Here is a 16274-nt window from a genome sequence, read left to right as displayed (position 1 = left end):
GCAACGTCGCGCGATGTGGTGGCCGATCCCCGGGCGGAGCCCGGGGCTAGAATCGCGTCGGCGTTCTACTCCTCAACCACGCGCGTTTCGATGACGCGGGCATCAATAATCTGATCCCCGCGCGGCGTGTGCATCGCCCGCCCGCCTTCATCAACGGTAAAGCGGCTAAACGTCGCCGCTTTGTCGAACTTCGCCGCTAGCGATCGGCGAATAAACGCTCGCGCCGGCGGCAGCAGCAGGGCGATGCCAATGACGTCGCCGAGCACGCCGGGGATGATTAGCAGTACCGCGGCGAGGCCGATCAGCAGGCCGTCGGTCAGTTCCGCGGCGGGCATCGCGCCGGCCGCCATCTGGCTCCGCATTCTCATCGCGGAGCGCAGCCCCTCGCGTCGCGCGAGCCACGCACCGACGAAGCCGGCGCCCAGAACTAGTAGCAACGTCGGAAGCAACCCAATCGCCCTCCCTAGCGAGATGAGCAAAATCATCTCCAGGATGATGTAACCAAACGCGAACAACAGTAGCGAACGTATCATCGGCGTAACGCTGGCCCTCAAGCGTGCAGTGCCGCAGCGAACTCCCGCCGCGACTAGTCAATCGTACGCGCCAGTCGCCCCCCTTGGAAACGGCGGTTCCGTAACTCGCCTTGACTTAATATGTACATATGTTCACAATTCTCGTCGGAGGGCCGAGGATTTGTGGGAGGGGTCTCCGACCCCGAGGTCGCGCGGTAAGGCGATATCGTCCGGTAGCGGTGACCGGAATCGGCGTCGGAGACGCCTCCCACATGGAGGCCGCGGCTGACTCCTAGTTCGCTGTTAGACCTGCTTCGTGAGTTCATATCCATGAGCGGCGCCAATTCACGACCGAACATTCGCGGCCGGGCCGCGGGGGTGCAGCCGGACAATCCGTATCTCCATACCCGGCAGGTCGACGACTTCGAGCACGTCGCCGAGGATGACGAGTACCTCGATTCGCTCGATCGCCCGCCGACGCAGTATCTCGACGATGAGTCGCAGTCGATCGTCGCCACGAACGACAGCCCAGACGTTTCCTTCAACTACAGCGTGAACCCCTACCGCGGCTGCAGCCACGGGTGCAGCTACTGCTACGCTCGTCCCGGGCACGAATATCTCGGTATGAGCGCGGGGATCGACTTCGAAACGAAGATCCTCGTCAAACGACGCGCCCCCGAGCTACTGCGGCAGTTCCTTGCGCGGCCGAAGTGGACGGCCGAGACGATCGTCTTCTCCGGAGTGACCGACTGCTACCAGCCGGCGGAGCGGGAGTTCAAGCTGACGCGCGGCTGTTTGGAGGTGCTTGCCGAGTGCCGGCAACCGGCAGGGATGATCACCAAGAACGCGCTCATTACGCGTGACGTCGATCTACTGCAGGAGCTAGCAGCCCACCAGGCGGTGCGGGTGGCGATCAGCGTGACGACGCTCGACCAATCGCTCGCTCGCGTGATGGAGCCGCGGACCAGCGCCCCGACGGCGCGACTGAGAGCGATCGAAACGCTGGCCAAGGCGGGCGTACCGACGAACGTGATGGTCGGCCCGATCATTCCCGGACTAACCGACAGCGAGACGCCGGCGATCTTGAAGGCGGCGAGCGAGGCGGGAGCGATCGGCGCCCACCATACGCTGCTGCGGCTGCCCTCGACCGTGAAGGACGTCTTCCTCGACTGGATCGCGCGGCAACGGCCGAACCACGCGGCGAAGGTCGAATCGTTCGTCCGCGCGGCCCGCAAAGGAAAGCTCAACACGGCGGAGTTCGGCCAGCGGATGCGCGGCACCGGGCCGATGGCGGATCAGATCGAGCAGGCGTTTCGCGTGTTTGTGAAGCGGTACGGGCTCGATGGGAAGTCACCGCCGCTGAGCAACAAAGCGTTCCGCCCGCCGCGGATCAGCGGCGAGCAGTTGCCTCTGTTTTGATCGCACTAGCCCCGGGCGGAGTCCAGGGCTAAAGTCCGGACGAGCTTGCGGGTTACTTCTCTAAGCCATCTGGCACGCCGTTCGGGAACTCCTCGGCAATCACCCGCTTGATGTACTCCACCCGGTTCGCCGGCTTCGGATGCGTGCTGAGGAACTCCGGCGGGCCACCCGCGCCGCCGCTTGCTTCGTCGAGGATCTGCATCACGTCGATCATCGCCCGCGGGTCGTAGCCGGCCATCGCCATCAGGCGGACGCCCCACTTGTCGCTTTCGAGTTCAGCGTCGCGGCCGTAGCTCGTGCTGAGGACCGACGAAACCATCTGCCCCATTTGAGCGCTGTTCACGTCTCCGCCGAGCACGCCGACGGCGCCGGCGATGCCTTGGAACATACCCTGCCGCGCCATCTGCTTGTTAGCATGGCGCGAGAGGACGTGGCCGATCTCGTGGCCGAGCACGCCGGCGAGCTGGCCCTTCGTCGTGAACTTATCATACAGCGCCTGGGTGATGAAGACCGGTCCGCCGGGCAGCGCGAAGGCGTTCACCGTCTGCGGATCGGCGAGCAGCGTGAAGCGGAAGGCGTTGCGATACGGGTTGTGGCGATCGTGTTGTTTGAGGTCGCGGTCGAGTGCATCGAGCAGTTGGTTGCCGACAATGTTCACCGCCTGCTGCCCGCCGCGATCGCGGGACTGCCCGCCATGCATGTCGACCATTTCGGGCGCCGCTTGCAGGCCGAGCTGGATCTCTTCCTCGGGATCGATCAGCGCGACGCGCTCGACTTCGCCGGTGACTTCATTGACATCGCCTGGCTTGAGATAGTAGCTCAGCACGGCGAACCCGACGATGGCGAGTGCAATGAGCAGCCGAGCCTTGAGGCCGTTCGACCGACCGTCTGACGAACCGCCGAATGGAGAGCGTCCGCCGGAGTTGCGCGACCGTTGCTGAGGAAACGGAAAAGGGCTGGGCAATCGCATGGCGACGGTTCCGCGGTTTTGCAAGAGAAGTGGCCGGTAGTACTATAGCAGGCGGCCGAAGTTGAGGAAAATTCGGCGTGACCAGGAGCCGCTATGAATCGTTCGCCGCGAGTCGAGATCGTCTACTGCACCCAATGCCGCTGGCTGCTGCGCGCTGCGTGGATGGGGCAGGAGTTGCTCTCGACGTTCGCTGAGGAACTAGGCGAGGTGGCGCTGGCGCCGGGGACGGGGGGCGTGTTTCAGATTCGTGTGAATGAGGAGCTCGTTTGGGATCGCGCGGAGCGGGAAGGGTTTCCTGATATCAAGGAGCTGAAGCAGATGGTGCGCGATCGAATTGCGCCGCAGCGCGATTTGGGGCACAGCGAGAAGAAGTGATTGGGTGATTGTTGTGGGAGGCGTCTCCGACGCCGAAACCGTTTACCACCACACGCCGTCATCGATTTGCCGCGCTGCTTCGGGGTCGGAGACCCCTCCCACAGAGCAGTGATCGAGAACGCGCTCATTCGTCAGGCTTGCGGCGTTTGCGTTGCCGGCCTTGCGGGGCGAACATCCGTTGCACGGCTTGCACGCCTTCGATCAGTCGATCGACTTCTTCCAGTGTGTTGTACAGATAAAAACTCGCTCGCGTGCTGGCGGCGATGCCGAGGTGGGCGTGGAGCGGTTGCGTGCAGTGGTGGCCGGCTCGCACGGCGACGCCGAACTGGTCGTTTAGCACCTGGGCGAACTCATGGGCATGCACCTTCTCGAACGCAAAGCTCACCAAGCCTGCGCGATGTTCCGGCGCCGGGCCGAGGATCCGCAGTCCCTCGATTTGCGAGAGGGCGTCGTAGGCGTAGCGGGTGAGTTCGAACTCGTGGCGATGGATCGCGTCGAGGCCGATCGATTGGAGGTAGTCGATCGCCGCGCTCATGCCGATCGCGGGAACGATCGGCGGCGTGCCGGCTTCGAACTTCGCGGGGAGCGCCGCAGGGGTGAAGCTGTCGAGCTTCACTTCGTTGATCATGCTGCCGCCGCCGAGGAACGGGGGCATCGCGTCGAGCAGCGACTCTTTGCCGTAGAGGACGCCGACGCCCGACGGGCCGAGCATCTTGTGGCCGCTGAACGCGAGGAAGTCGATGTCGAGCGCCTGCACGTCGACCGCGAGATGCGGCACGCTTTGAGCCGCGTCGATCAGCACGAGCGCCCCGGCCGAGTGGGCCTTGGCGACGATCTCGGCCACGGGATTGATCGTGCCGAGCGTGTTCGACACGGCGGCGACGGCCACGAGCTTCGTGCGTTCGTTCAGCAGTTGCTCGTACGCCGGCATGTCGAGCCGTCCGTCCTCGGTGAGCGGAATGTGTCGCAGTACGGCGCCGGTCCGCTGGGCGAGTTGCTGCCAGGGGACGAGGTTCGAGTGATGCTCCATCACCGAGAGGATGATCTCGTCGCCGGTGCGGAGGTTGGCGTCGCCCCAACTGCGGGCGACCGTGTTGATCGACGCGGTGGTCCCCGAGGTGAAAATCACTTCGTGGAACTCGCGGGCGTTGATTAGCCGCTGGACGCTGCGGCGGGCGGTTTCGTACTGCTCGGTGCTGAGCTCGCTCAGCGTGTGGATGCCGCGATGGACGTTGGCGTAGGTGCGCTCGTAGACGCCGCTGATGGCGTCGATCACTTGGCGCGGGCGTTGCGTGCTGGCCGCGTTGTCGAGAAACGCGAGCGGCTGATGGTGGCCGACCTCTTCGCTGAGGATCGGGAAGTCGTTGCGCAGCGCGACCGGCAGCAGGGCGGTGCGATCGATCGCGGCAGTCATGGTTGGCATTCGTTAGTTGTCAGTTGTCAGTGGCGAGTGGACTGCGGATTGCAACACCTTCCAGGAGAGGAGGCAGCATTTTTGGCGGTTCGGCGTGAGTCGCGGGCCGTAGAGGTTGAGCATTTCCTCGGCAGTGAAATTCTTCACGTCGTCGACCGTTTTGCCGTACATCTCTTCGATGAGCATCGAGGCCGAGGCTTGGCTGATGACGCAGCCGTCGCCGTTGAAGTAGACGTTCTTGATCTTGCCGTCGTCGTCGAGGGCGAGCTCGATCCGCACCACGTCGCCACAGAGGGGGTTCTTGTCTTCGTGAGCGTGCGTCGCCTCGGCGAGATGCCCGCGATGGAACGGGTCCTCGTAATGGTCGAGGATGTGCTCCTGATAGAATTCTTCTTCGGAAGGCATGTGAGGCGCTAGTTGGAAGGCGCGAGGCGCTAGTAATCGAGAGCGAGCCGCGGGGCTTGTCCCCGCGGTCTTGGCGGCGCTTGTTCCAATGCTGGAACCGCGCAGCCGTAAGCCGATCCCTCATTATAAGAGGGGGGGAATTGAGGGGCTAGGTTCGCGCGGCCGGGGCGTGGTGCACGGCCGGGGGCGGGGACGCCCCGGCTCGCTGGTTTTGCGAGCGTTAGTGCTGTGCTGAACCCTGAACCCTAACCGCCGAACCCTTCTACCATGCTTTATCGCGGAGGATTTCCGTCGCGGCGTTTTTGCCGCAGGAGCCCATCACGCCGCCGCCGGGGTGGCTGGCGGCGCCGCAGAGGTAGAGGCCCGGCACCGGGGTGCGGTGATCCGCCCAACCCGCCACGGGGCGGAAGCAGTAGAGCTGATGCGGAGACATCGCCCCCTGCATGATGTTGCCGCCGGTGATGCCGTAGACCCGTTCGAGGTCGAGCGGGCTGAGCACTTGCCGATGCTCGATCGCCTTCGGCACGTTCGGGGCGTACTGGGCCAGCACCTCGATGCAGCGGTCGGCGAACGCTTCTTTGCGTTCGTCCCACGTGCCGCTCGCGAGCTTGTACGGGGCATATTGGACGAACATCGACAAAATATGCTTGCCGGGCGGGGCGAGCGTTTCGTCGACGCTGGTGGCCATCGTCATTTCCAGGATCGGGCTGCTGCTCGGTTCGCCGTACTTCGCTTCGTCGTAGGCGCGGTCGAGGTAGTCGAGCGTCGGGCCGATGTGCATCGTGCCGTGATGGTGCGGCATGACGCCGGTGCCGGGCAGCGCGGTGAACTGCGGCGGCTCGGAGAGCGCGACGTTGATCTTCGCCGACGCGCTCGCGTAATCGATGCGCGAGACGGCGGTGCGGAACTCCTCGGGCAGCACCTGCGGATCGAGCAGCTTCTCGAAGGTGACATGAGCGTCGGCGCTCGACGCGACGACGCGAGCTTCGAGCTGCGTGCCGTCTTCGAGTCCTACGCCGCAGGCGCCGTGGCGATCGGTGTGGATCGAGTTGACGGGCGACTCGCGGCGGACGTCGACGCCGAGATCGCGGCAGGCCTTTTCGAGGGCCGTTGCGAGACCGCCCATGCCGCCGCGAACGTAGCCCCACACGCCGCGGGCGCCGCCGGCTTCGCCCATCACGTGATGGAGCAGCACGTACGCGCTGCCGGGCGAGCTGATGCCGGTGAAGGCGCCGATGATCGCGTCGGTGGCGAGGGTGGCTTTGAGGATTTCGCTTTCGAACCAACGTTCGAGGATCGGCCGCGCGGCGCCGGTGAGGATCTCGACCGCTTCGGGGAGATCGGCGCCGAGGGCCTTGAGCGCGCCGTGGAGTTGCCACAGCTTCTTGCCGTCGCGGAGCCGCTTGCCCATGCCGATCTTGCGCCAGTGTTCGGGCAGCGGCAGCGGATCGGGAGCCGTTTCGTTGAGCGCTGGTTCGAGCGTCGCGGCGATCCGTTCGAGCAGCGCGTTGTAGCGCGGGTAGGCGGTCGCGTCGCGGATGCTGAACTTGCTGATCTCGCGCTCGGCCAGCGCCGCGTCGGGGCCGAGCGTGAGGCTGCGGCCATCGGGGAGCGGCGTGAACGACGACGGGTTGCGGGGCAAAATCTCGAGCCCGTACTGCGGCAGCCGCAGCTCGCGGAGGATGCCCATTTGGAACAGGCTGATCACATACGCGGCGGTCGAGACTTTGTAGCCGGGCCACAGCTCTTCGGTGGTCGCGCAACCGCCGAGGACGTGGCGGCGTTCGAGGACGCACACGCTGCGTCCCGCTTTGGCGAGATACGCGGCGCAGACGAGGCCGTTGTGGCCGCCGCCGATGATGATGCAATCAAACTTGCCATGCTGAGCCATGCCGACACCGCTTCCTTGCTAGCAGTCTCGTGAGAGACGACTGTGAATCACGCTATGATCGCGTCTCCCTAGCATCGGTTATCTCGCGCCGTCGACATGATGGCTAGACGCCGAGCAACTTCGCGGTGGCGTGCCATTCAAGTTCGCCGCAGCCGGCGCCGAGCGGGGGGGCGATGCGGAGCGAGGCGACCGAGCCTTTGGCGAAGCGAATGAGCGCGTCGCCGTCGCCGATGAGGGCGGCGGTGAGCAGGCTGACGTCGGGGGCGTGGCCGACCCAAGCGATCGAATCGACCTGCTGCTGGCGCGTCCACGCGATCAGCTCGGCGAAGTCGCTGCCAGGCTGCAATGCGTCGAGCTCGGTAATTTGCGGCGACTGCGTGGAGTGTGCGGCGGCGATCTCTGCGGTTTGCCGACAGCGGACGTAGGGGCTCGTGGCGATCGCTTGCGGCGCAAAACCGCGCTCGCGGAGGAGTTCGACGACGTGCGCGAATCGCTCGACGCCTGCATCTTCAAGCGGGCGCTGCGAATCGTCGGGCCAGCGCGGGTCGCCATGCTCGTAGGCCCAGGCGTGACGGATGATGTAGAGGTGCATTTTTTCTTTTTTGTCCGTGGTCAGTGGTCCGTTGTCAGTTGTTGTCGGGTTCGATGCTCGGTCGCGGGTTCCTGCATTTCGCAACTGACAACGGACCACTGACAACTGACGCATTCATTATCGATTCCGCCAAATAAGTCGGTCGTCAATTTTCAATTCGCGTTGCAGATGCTCGATCTCCGCGCGAAATCTTTTCGCGTCGTTTGGGTACCCGGCGGTTGGTTTGAGGCCGGGGAGACGAGTCGTCCAAAAATCGTTGAATGCTCGCATCGCCAACTCGCGGTGGTACTTGGCGGTCATCGAGGCGAGCGCGGTCGGGAGTTGCTCTTCGCCGCCGACGCGGAAGGTCGCTTCGATCGGGGCGTCGCGATGGGTCCAACGGTAACGGCTCGCCGCGCGGCCTTCGTCGAGGGTTTCGATCCAGCTGTCGGGGAAGTGGTGCTGGAGGATCGCGGCGTAGCGGTTGCGGCCGCCGTGTTTGTCTAAGGTGAGGTGGCAGGGTTCGGGGCGCAGGGTTCGGGAGGTCGTAGGGGTCGGGGTTCGGGGTTCAGGGGGGAAGAGCGTGGCTTGTGATTTTGGTTGTTTGCGAGCGGAGGCGATGCCTGACTGGCGAGCCGGAAGGTTCGATTGATTGCGAGCCGGAGGGTTTATCCCTCCGTTCATCAGCGCCGCGTCGACCGTCTCGCGCACGAGCTCAAGCGTGAGATGCGACAGCACCGCCCCCTTCGTGCCGTGCTTGTCGACGAGGTCGTTGAACTCGGCGGGATAAATCAGTTTCGCGCGGATCGTCAGCAGCGCGACGCCGTTGGCGGCGGCGACTTCGCGGAAGAGGGCGGCTGCGGTGCAGATCTCTTCCGCGATGGCATCGAGCGGCAGCTGTTGGTCGTCGCCGGCGTGGCAGGCGAGTTCGTGGCGGCGCGAGTGCGGATCGGCGAGCGTCGCGGCGAGGAGTTGTTCAACGCGCTCAACGCACTTTTGTTGTGTCGTCGGCGACGTATTGATGAGCGCTGCGAGGACGCCGCGTTCGAGATGGCGGATGCCGAGGCCTGGTTTGTAGAGTTGTTTGGAATCGGCGATGGCGATTCGCTTGGGGCACTCTTGGGGGGAGCGGACGACCGATTTTTTTAGGAGTTTGTAGAGGTCGATCGCGGGGAGGGATGGAGCCAAGACCGGGGGGATGAACCCCCCGGCTCGCTTTTTATTTTTCTCTGGCTTCTGACCTCTGGCTTCTAGCCTCTCCGCCACTCGCCAGGCGGTGGCGGCGATGGCGAGCGGGCCGTAGTTCGGTCCGTAGCCGGCTTCGTCGACGCCGATGAGGATGGGCATGAGTTGGCCGTGCTGGCGGAGTGGATGCTGAGTTGATGTCGTGTCGTGTCGCGTCGAGTGGTCGCATGTCGTGAATGCGATTTTAGGCGACACTAAGTTGGCGGGATTAAGTTGTTTTGCAGTAACGCGTTAGGGTGATTTGTCGCGTCCTTGGTGTCGTATTTGAGGCGACATTATGTCGTGTGGCGCTGATTGTGATCGTTGCTGTGAGTAGCCGCTAAGCGGCTAAGCCACGAGCAGATCGCGCGACGACGGCGCGCAGCGATTCCCGCGCGCCGGTAGATCGAACCTAACGGTTCGGGGCGGGGATTTCCACAACGATTCTCGGCCACCCAGCAGGAGCAGGGCGGTGGGAGCGCGGGATGGAGGCCGCATTGGACTGGTCGCTTAAGCGACCAGTCCGAAGTGGGGAGGAGCGTGGCGATGTGGAGGGCTGCGCTGGGCGGGGCGGTTTAGAAGAAGCCGCCGCCCGCTCCACCGCCCATGCCGCCCCCTCCGCCCATCATGAGGTAGCGACCCTGACGATCGAGGGGGTGCGGAATCTTTGCTCGCAACTCTTCGACGCTAAGTTGACCATCGCCGCTCTTGTCGAGCGAATTGAAGTTGGGCGCACTAAGTATTTTGGCGTCGATCACTTCCTGGTTACTAAGTTGCTGATCGCCGTCGGCGTCGGCTTTCATGAGTTTTTCGAGCAGCTTCTCGGGCCACGTCCGCGCTGCTTCGGCTGCGTCGCGAATTTCGGGATCCTCATTCGTCGCCAGCGTCTGCAATGCTGCTTTCGCTTCGTCGCTGGTGTCCTGCAATTCCGATAGCAGCCAGAGGGCGAGTCCTTTGTTTTGTTTGGGGTCTTTCTTGAGGACTTTCTCCAGCGCAGGAATCCAGTCGGTGGTGGCAAGTTGATTGCCGTAGCTGTCCGTGCAAAGTTTGATGACGGTTAACTTCACTTGATCGTCGTCGTTGCTGGAGGCGTAATTGCCGAAGTCGTACTGGCTCGCGACTTCAAACACGGCGTCGGCGGCTTCGCGGCCGCGGCCGGCGCGGTTGAAGGCGGTGAGCGCCTTGATCGCCTCGACGCGACGTTTGGGGTTGAGCTCCAGTTTCCAGAGATCGCGCCACTGTTCGAAGGTTTTGCCGTCGTAGAGGAAAGTGGGCTCGCTGGCCGTGCCGGTCGGTGGGGTGGGCGCTGCGTTGGCGTCGGCCGAGGTTCCCGGCGGAGTCTTCATCGCGGCGATAAAGGCGTCGATGATTGCTTGTAAGAGGATCTCGTTGCCGGGGATTTTTTCATCGCCTTTTAGTTTCAGCTCGAGAATCTCGCCATCGCCCGGGAAGGAGGCGCTCAAGCGTTCTTGCAGTTGTTCGACGGCGTCGGCGCTCCAGGTGATGGTAAAGTTTTTGGGCGTGACGGCATTCAGAGCCGCTCGCAGGACATTTGGGCTTTTGACAAACGTCAGGCAGTTCATGGCGTTGCGCTGGATTTCTTGCGGCGTGGTTCGCCCGCCAGCGCTGGCCGATGCGCCGGAGAGACGGTCGAAATCCACTTTGAGGTAGGCGGTTGTCGTGGTTTCGCCCGTGAGCCCCGTCTTCTGCGTGGTTGGCGCTTGTATTACGGAAATTGGCTCAAAGTCGCTCGAGGACATGATGGCGTTGGCAGGGATGCTCCCTGGGGCTGCGCCACCCTGGTTTGCGGAACCAGGGCCGCCCGCAACATCCGAGTAGTGACTGAGATCGCCGACGGGGCTCATTGCGAGGGCTGGGTCGCGCGGCGAATCTGGTTCGGTCGAATTCGTTGTCGCGGCCGTCTGTTTGATTGAATCGAGAATCGCGGCGTCGATTGGCAGGCGGCCGGAGATCAAGAGGTCGGGCTGCTCGGCGCTGCTAGTCGTCGATTCATTTTTGATGATCGCGTAGTATTTCAGCGGCTCAAGTTCAGCCAAGTCGGGGCGTTGCAGAACTTCATTGAGCGACGCGAAGTCGGTGACGGGCCAAACATGGAGGCCGACCAACAAGCCGCCGCGGAGTTCGGGGTTGGAATTTCGGATCAGGGGCGTGCATTGAGTGACTTTCAATCCGCCCGTGTAACCGAGCTTCTTGACTCGCTCCAGGTCTTTCGGATTGAGCGGTTCGAGTTCGAGGCCGAGGAGTTTGTACGCGCGGTCGGCGAGTTTTTGGTGTTCGAGGGTGGGGAAGGAGGGCGATTGCGGCGGTGTGGCCGTTGGCGCTGAAGGTTGCGGTGGTTCGCCGCTCGTCGAGCGCAGGATTCCCAGATTCACGAGCGCGGCCATCAGCTGCTCGTGCGCTTCTTGCGGGCCGCGGGCGACGAGGCTCGGGGCTTCGTTGGGCTCGGCAATGTGGTAGCTCAGGCCGTGGGAGGGGTGCTCGGCGAACCACGCTTCGACGATCGGACGCGAGCCTTTGCGGAGTTCGTAGTTTGTTTTTCGATGTCGCCCCGTGATCGCCTTGAGGTCGAGGTTGGATGGCGGATTTGTCGTGTCTTTGGTGCTGAGCCACTGCAGATAGAGTTGGACTTGAGCGTGGAGGTTGGCCGGGCCGTAGACGTGGAGGGTGGTGAAGGCCTCGTCCCAAGTGATGGATCCGTCGTGTTTGTTCTTGGCCGCGTTGGCGAGGCCGTTGAAGTCCGCGGGGATGCCGCCGTTGGTGGCGTAGTTGGCGTGGTAGGGAGGCGCGAAGGGGGATGTTTGGGCGACGCCTGCGTACGGGTCCGTGGTGTTTTGGTTCCATGCCGAAGATTCGCGCGCGGGCTGGTTCGCGGACTGCGGAACGATTTGCGGGTTGATTGCGGGAGGGGAGGAGGCATCGGTGGACTGCGGCGCAGCATGGCCCCATGGATTGCTTGCCGGGTCGGTGGGGGCGAGGCTAGGGGCGGGAGTATTCCATGCCGGTGATGCAGCGGTTGGCGGGGCCGACCAAGCATCGGTGGACGGATTTGGCGCTTGAGCTGACGCGATGTCGGGGGCGTTGGCGGTTGGTTGGGCGTTGTTGGCGGGATTTTCGATGTGGGCGGCGTTTGGGGCCGGCGAATCGGGGGCGGGGCCGTCTTCCGCTTTCAAACGGGCTTCATTCATCGCTTTCCAGGCTGGAATCTTCTCCCGCAGAGTGAGGGAGGGCTCGCCAAGACCTTGAGATTCAGGGACTCCGCCGGCGCCATGTTCTTTGGCTGTTGCGAGTCGGTCCGCGAGTCGTTGGCGGGTGTCTGTGAGCGTCTTTTTGAGAACGTCTTCCGGCGTGAGGAGCGGCTGCAGCGCGGGATCTCGCGGGGCGGCGCCTTGGTTCGGCGAGCTAGGGATATTCTCGCTCGATGCATGTTCCGCCAGCTTCGTCTTGGCTGCGGCTAGGTTCTGCTGGTGCTTGGCGAGATTCTCCTTCGCGGCTTGGTAGCGGGTGTTGTACTCGGCTTCGGCCTGCGCTTTCGCATCAGCGGGGATGTGGGCAAGCTTCTTGCGTAGCGACTTCTCGAGTTGCTGTACGTGCTTGGCTAGCTCGGCTTCGGTCAGTTGAACGGCAGATCGCAGCTTTTTGATTGCCGAGGAGTTGGGGTTCTTCGATTCGGCGAGTTGCGTTTGAAGTTGCCTTTGTTGCTCGAACAGTTTTTGGCGTAGTTCGTTGACGGTCGGGTCTTGCTCCATTTCTTTGGCGATAGCTTGGTCGAGTTCGCCGCTGCCGGGGTGACGGCCGTAGCCGTCGATTTGCTTGTAGAGTTCGAGATTGACCACTTCCTCTTGAGCCCTGGCGGCGAGCACTTCGAGGTTGCGGATTTCGTCTCGCAGGGTAGGGATGTGGTTGTCGACGCCGAGTTGCATGAGCCTCTGGCGGGCTGCATCCAGTTCTTGTTGATGCTCGGCGAGCTTGCGGTCGACGACTTTACGGCGGATGTTGTACTCGATAGTCGCGGAGCGGAGGGCTTCATTTGGCATTTTGGCGATGCGGTCGCGCAGCTTCTTTGCCGCTTCGGTTCGGTAAGCGTCGCGTTTTGCGGCCGTCGTTTTGCGGAGGGCGCCGAGGTTGGCAATCGTCTCGCGCTCTTGGTCGGTCGCATCGTCAGCCAGCTGTGATTCCTCCGACGCAACGAAGCGATCGATGTCGAGGAGACGATTGTTGAAGCTCTTCAGCGTTTCGTTCTTTTCAAGTTCTAAGGCGATCGCTTGCTCAATCAGCGCCGGTGACGATGCGCCTTCAACCGCCAGCTGCCTGAAGACTTCGAGGTTTGTGAGATCTTCTTGCGTTTTGCGAATTTCCGCTTCGATGTTGCGGATTTCGGTTTGGAGTTGGGAGACTTCTGCGTTGGCAGAAGGTTCTTCGCCGGCAGCCATCGACTTGCGGGCGGCTGCAAGTAGAGCCGTGAATTGCTCATGGCCGCTCTTGGGGGCGGCAACTACGAATCGTTTTTCCGCTGGTTGCCATTGGATTTCGATGCGTGGATCTGAAGTAACGATCTCCATCCAACGCCGCATGTCGACGTTCTCGGGGAATTTGTCGAGGGGATGTGTCATCAGATAGACGGGGGCATCTTCGGTTGCGGTCGGCGCGGCGGCGGACGGGGCGCTGGCGGTTGCGGGGGCGTTGTTGGCTGCGGCAGGCTGGCTTGAGGGACCAGGGCCATTGGCGTTCACGGCGACGGTGAGGTTAGCGAGCCGACTGAGCGAATTGCGGAACTCGTTTTGGCGTTCGAAGATGAGCTGCCGCGCGCGATTGGCTTCGTCGTTACGAATCGCTTCTCGGACGTTTCTACGATAATCGTCATTTCCTAGGGACATCCCGCCTTCGACCTTCGCTCGAATCGACTGCCGGCACTCAGCGATTTCGGCATCGACCTTTGCCAAGGAATCTTTGAGTTGCTTCACTCCCGCGTCGTCGCTGGAGACGCCGGCCGCCAGCCAGTTCTCTAGCTGGGACTTGATCGCAGCAGATTGCTGCGTGAGGATTTGGTGCGTTTCGTCTTCATCCAACCTTTTTAAAAGCAATCGCTCAACCATTTCATCATTGCTTAACTTTGTGTCGGCTTGAGCTGCCTGTAATTGCTGTTGCGCTGCGAGTAACGCCTCTTTGTTTTTTTGGACGTCGGCGAGAGCCTGCGTGAGCGCTGCGGGAGCTTTTGCTTCCAAGGACGATAGCTTGGATGTTGGGACGATGTTCTTGTCCGTTTGCTCGTCACTGGCGAGCGTACTCGGTTGGCTAGCATCGGGAATCCCTCCCCTGGCCCCTCCCTGCGAGGGAGGGGGATTTTGCGCGTTCGCGCCGCTGTAGAGGATGGCGCCGGCGAGGAGGAGCGGGAGCAAGAGCGTGGCGGCGAGCGTGCGACGGGTGATGCGCATTGGTTCGGCCTCGATGTTGAGGATCCGGCGGATGCGGCCGGCGAGGGGGTGGCTGGCCATCGCGCTGGCCACGGCAAGCGAGGGGGCTGGGCCGCCTCGTAGGGCGGCGGCGATCGAGACGAGCAGTTCGGCATATTGGTGCGGCTGATCGGTGTGGCGAATCACCGTCGCGTCGCAGCATTCTTCGCGGTCGTGGCGAACTTGCCGGCTGAGGATCCAGACGGCGGGGTGATAGAAGAGTAGCGACTCGATAATTCGCTGCAGCAGGTTGACGAGGTTGTCCCAGCGGCGGACGTGGGCGAGTTCGTGGAGCAAGATCATGTCGAGTTGCTCGGGCGTCCAACCGGCGAGGGCGGCGGTCGGCAGCAGGATGAGCGGGCGAAAGACGCCGACGAGGACCGGTTGGGCGACGCCGTCGCATGCGGCGAGCGCGACGCGGCGCGAAATGCGGAGGGCGGTGCGCATCCGCTGGCAGGCGTCGAAGGCCGGGCCGGCGACGAGTGGCGTCGCGCGGCGGCGAAGGCGTTCGGAGCCGACGAGGCCGGCGGCGAGGAGCGTGAAGGTGAGCGGGGCGCCGACGAGCCAGAGGATGGGGAGGTAGGGGATGGCGGCGGCGAGGCGGGAGAGGTATTCGGTGAGCGGTGACTGGTGATCGGTGGGGAAGTGGGTTCCCCTCCCTGGAAGGGAGGGGGTAGGGGAGGGATTCTCGACCGTGGCGTTGGGGAAGACGCTTGCGGCGGCGGGAGGCATCGACGTTAGCAGGTTCTGCCCCTCACCTAACCTCTCCCCGGAGTACGGGGGCGAGGGATCGGAGTGGGCGAGGTCGATGACGAGAGAGGTTGGCGCCCCAGATTGCTCGGTAGCGTTTTCAATTTCTTCTGGTTCCCTCCCCTTGAGGGGGAGGGTTAGGGAGGGGTGAAGAAGCGGGTACGCGGACTGCCCTGCACCTTGAGCATTCTCTATCGCTTTGGCGAACTGCATGCCATTAACGGCTGGCTGCCCCCCTCCCCAGCCCTCCCCTCCAGGGGGAGGGAGCAGGACAGTGTTAATCATGGGCACGCCGTTCACGCTGAGCCACGTGGCGGCGGCGAGGGGGGAAATCGCGAGGGCCGCGAGCGTCACGAGGCTGATTGCGTAGCGGGTGCTCGGTGCGGCGCGGCGGGCGGCGAGACGCACGATGCCGCCGGCGAGGGCGACGGCGGCGCCGATCCAGAGCGAGTGAATCATCGTCCAACCGGCGAGTTGCCAGAGCGAGGCGTTCATGGCGACAGTCCCGTAGGGGAAGAGTGAGCTGGCGTTTGAGGAGTTAATGACGAATGACGAAATCCGAATGACGAATGAGGGACGCAAGCGACTTTCATTCGTCATTCGGGCTTCGTCATTTTTCTTTGTGCTTTCGCGGCTTCGTGGTTGTGCTTTTGGATTGCTGATCGATCAATTGGCGGAGTTCGGCCAATTGCGTGGGGTTGAGCTGTCCCCCTTCGACGAGATGGGCGGCGAGGCGGTCGGCGGCGCCGGCGAAGAGGCGGTCGACGAGGGCGCCGACCATGCCGGCTTCGGTCCGTTGTTGGGTGACGACGGCGCTCCACGTGGCGCCGCGGCCGCTGCCGGTTCGCTTAACGAGTTGTTTGTCGCTCATCACGCGGAGCATCGTGGCGACGGTGGTAGCGGCGACTTCACGCTCGGTGCGGAGCGTTTCACACACGACGCTGAGCGAGCAGGGGCCGTGATTCCAGAGGGCCTGGAGGATTTCAAGCTCGACGTCGGTGGGGTGGGGGCTGGGGGCGCGGGGCATCGTGCTGGTCCTCCTGGGTGGCGGCCGTTGGGCCGTCGGCGGCGTGTTGGCGCTAATTCTAACGAATTAGAATAAAGCGAGTCGACGGAATTTTGGAGAAAGTTTGTGGGGGGGCAGAAGCACAAACTCAGCGTTCGGGGGGATGCAACCACTGAGGCGCGAAGATACGGACCGAGGCACGAAGAGAAACGAACGCGGATGATTGCGCTTCGCTGGATGGAGTAGTTACTAGCCCTGGGCTCCGC

The 16274-nt window shown here is 63.2% G+C and carries 11 protein-coding genes; 2 read left to right on the top strand and 9 right to left on the bottom strand.

Annotation, left to right across the window (positions count from 1 at the left end; genetic code table 11):
* Positions 1–65: 65 nt before the first annotated feature.
* The gene (locus PLANPX_RS25995) at positions 66–533 is read right to left on the bottom strand and encodes an FxsA family protein (RefSeq protein WP_152101541.1); all 468 of its coding nucleotides are present in this window, start codon (positions 531–533) and stop codon (positions 66–68) included.
* Between the two features lie 309 nt (positions 534–842).
* Here PLANPX_RS25995 and PLANPX_RS25990 point away from each other — a divergent pair, with 309 nt between their 5' ends.
* A complete protein-coding gene (locus PLANPX_RS25990) occupies positions 843–1931 on the top strand; it encodes a PA0069 family radical SAM protein (RefSeq protein ID WP_152101540.1) in 1089 nt (362 codons plus the stop codon).
* A 52-nt stretch (positions 1932–1983) separates the two neighbouring features.
* On the opposite strand, the gene PLANPX_RS25985 is transcribed toward PLANPX_RS25990, so the two are convergent.
* Positions 1984–2901 carry a M48 family metallopeptidase gene (locus PLANPX_RS25985; protein ID WP_152101539.1) on the bottom strand — a complete coding sequence of 306 codons (918 nt, stop codon included), beginning with the start codon at positions 2899–2901 and terminating at the stop codon, positions 1984–1986.
* 93 nt (positions 2902–2994) lie between these two features.
* On the opposite strand from PLANPX_RS25985, the gene PLANPX_RS25980 reads away from it, so the two are divergent.
* Positions 2995–3276: a SelT/SelW/SelH family protein gene (locus PLANPX_RS25980; protein ID WP_152101538.1), complete on the top strand. Its 282-nt coding sequence runs from the start codon at positions 2995–2997 to the stop codon at positions 3274–3276.
* Between the two features lie 124 nt (positions 3277–3400).
* On the opposite strand, the gene PLANPX_RS25975 is transcribed toward PLANPX_RS25980, so the two are convergent.
* The 7 genes from PLANPX_RS25975 to PLANPX_RS25945 all read right to left on the bottom strand — a co-directional run bounded on the left by PLANPX_RS25975 (position 3401) and on the right by PLANPX_RS25945 (position 16029).
* A complete protein-coding gene (locus PLANPX_RS25975; protein WP_152101537.1) occupies positions 3401–4690 on the bottom strand; it encodes an aminotransferase class V-fold PLP-dependent enzyme in 1290 nt (429 codons plus the stop codon).
* A 12-nt stretch (positions 4691–4702) separates the two neighbouring features.
* Positions 4703–5095, bottom strand: a complete 393-nt coding sequence (gene sufU / locus PLANPX_RS25970) for a Fe-S cluster assembly sulfur transfer protein SufU (RefSeq protein ID WP_152101536.1) — start codon at positions 5093–5095, stop codon at positions 4703–4705.
* Between the two features lie 262 nt (positions 5096–5357).
* Entirely contained in the window at positions 5358–6986 is a 1629-nt protein-coding gene (locus PLANPX_RS25965; protein ID WP_152101535.1) for a phytoene desaturase family protein, read from the bottom strand.
* Positions 6987–7089: 103 nt separating this feature from the next.
* On the bottom strand, positions 7090–7578 hold the full coding sequence (locus tag PLANPX_RS25960; protein WP_172992343.1) for a SixA phosphatase family protein: 489 nt from the start codon (positions 7576–7578) through the stop codon (positions 7090–7092).
* A gap of 117 nt (positions 7579–7695) precedes the next feature.
* The gene (locus PLANPX_RS25955; RefSeq protein ID WP_152101533.1) at positions 7696–8904 is read right to left on the bottom strand and encodes a hypothetical protein; all 1209 of its coding nucleotides are present in this window, start codon (positions 8902–8904) and stop codon (positions 7696–7698) included.
* A gap of 452 nt (positions 8905–9356) precedes the next feature.
* Positions 9357–15497, bottom strand: a complete 6141-nt coding sequence (locus tag PLANPX_RS25950; RefSeq protein WP_172992342.1) for a M56 family metallopeptidase — start codon at positions 15495–15497, stop codon at positions 9357–9359.
* Between the two features lie 115 nt (positions 15498–15612).
* Positions 15613–16029, bottom strand: coding sequence for a BlaI/MecI/CopY family transcriptional regulator (locus PLANPX_RS25945; RefSeq protein ID WP_152101531.1), 417 nt, complete (start codon positions 16027–16029; stop codon positions 15613–15615).
* Positions 16030–16274: the final 245 nt, after the last annotated feature.

Source organism: Lacipirellula parvula (genome assembly GCF_009177095.1).
GTDB classification, from domain to species: Bacteria; Planctomycetota; Planctomycetia; order Pirellulales; family Lacipirellulaceae; genus Lacipirellula; species Lacipirellula parvula.
Note: the sequence above shows the minus strand (reverse complement) of the source record. Positions and strands in the feature narration are given on the sequence as shown.

What these genes read in the sequence shown, in the direction of transcription:
- PLANPX_RS25985 (WP_152101539.1), bottom strand. Translation starts at nt 2,901, where the DNA reads ATGCGATTGCCCAGCCCTTTTCCGTTTCCTCAGCAACGGTCGCGCAAC.
- PLANPX_RS25975 (WP_152101537.1), bottom strand. Translation starts at nt 4,690, where the DNA reads ATGACTGCCGCGATCGATCGCACCGCCCTGCTGCCGGTCGCGCTGCGC.
- PLANPX_RS25945 (WP_152101531.1), bottom strand. Translation starts at nt 16,029, where the DNA reads ATGCCCCGCGCCCCCAGCCCCCACCCCACCGACGTCGAGCTTGAAATC.
- PLANPX_RS25980 (WP_152101538.1), top strand. Translation starts at nt 2,995, where the DNA reads ATGAATCGTTCGCCGCGAGTCGAGATCGTCTACTGCACCCAATGCCGC.
- PLANPX_RS25990 (WP_152101540.1), top strand. Translation starts at nt 843, where the DNA reads ATGAGCGGCGCCAATTCACGACCGAACATTCGCGGCCGGGCCGCGGGG.
- PLANPX_RS25995 (WP_152101541.1), bottom strand. Translation starts at nt 533, where the DNA reads ATGATACGTTCGCTACTGTTGTTCGCGTTTGGTTACATCATCCTGGAG.
- PLANPX_RS25950 (WP_172992342.1), bottom strand. Translation starts at nt 15,497, where the DNA reads ATGAACGCCTCGCTCTGGCAACTCGCCGGTTGGACGATGATTCACTCG.
- sufU (WP_152101536.1), bottom strand. Translation starts at nt 5,095, where the DNA reads ATGCCTTCCGAAGAAGAATTCTATCAGGAGCACATCCTCGACCATTAC.
- PLANPX_RS25960 (WP_172992343.1), bottom strand. Translation starts at nt 7,578, where the DNA reads ATGCACCTCTACATCATCCGTCACGCCTGGGCCTACGAGCATGGCGAC.
- PLANPX_RS25965 (WP_152101535.1), bottom strand. Translation starts at nt 6,986, where the DNA reads ATGGCTCAGCATGGCAAGTTTGATTGCATCATCATCGGCGGCGGCCAC.
- PLANPX_RS25955 (WP_152101533.1), bottom strand. Translation starts at nt 8,904, where the DNA reads ATGCCCATCCTCATCGGCGTCGACGAAGCCGGCTACGGACCGAACTAC.